This window comes from Aquirufa salirivi, assembly GCF_045310485.1.
Classification (GTDB): Bacteria; Bacteroidota; Bacteroidia; order Cytophagales; family Spirosomataceae; genus Aquirufa; species Aquirufa salirivi.
In genome coordinates this window covers 1-605 of the sequence record NZ_JBEWZH010000027.1, presented here as the reverse complement: position 1 = coordinate 605, position 605 = coordinate 1, and the positions used below count along the sequence as shown (strand labels likewise).

Here is a 605-nt window from a genome sequence, read left to right as displayed (position 1 = left end):
TTAAGTTCGCTACGCCGGATGTAAAGTCGCCAGCATTGTTCAATTTATCGGTTCCTGATAATCCTGTTATGCTACCCGTTAAGCCTGTCGTTGTTACCGTGATGTTATTCGCACTTGCATCAAAGCCCGTTACCGTATTGCCATAAGCATCCAAGGCAGTTAAGGTATTCGTACCCGTAAACGCTACTGCATTAATCTGTGGTCCTACCAAGCTCAAGGCTAATTTACTAAATGCCGCTGGGCTTACAGCTACGCTCAAGCGATCTGAACCGCTCGTTGTCACTGAGCCATCTGTGGCTACAACCACTGCTGACTCTACTCTAAATAAGCTCATGCTCACTGTAGCTACTCCATTGCTGAAGGTCACGCTCGTGGCTGTACCAAAGTTCGTGCTTGCTACAGTTGGGTTGGTAGCTGGGCTACTTGAAGCATTCGCTCCACTGAACGTGATCGACTTAGCTCCTGTATAGCCTGTTGCTGTGTTGCCACTCGCATCTTTGGCGGTAATCGTAATGTTTTGGCTAGCTCCTGCTGTTTGTGTACCTGTTCCTGTAATGATGAACTTGCTAGCAGAACCTGCGCCTATCGTTACATTCGCACTCGTT

Annotated in this window: 1 protein-coding gene; it reads right to left on the bottom strand. The window is 47.9% G+C overall.

From position 1 onward, the window contains the following. Window positions 1–605, bottom strand: a 605-nt coding sequence (locus tag U0R11_RS13530; RefSeq protein ID WP_406752358.1) for a hypothetical protein, incomplete at both ends; no start/stop codon positions are given.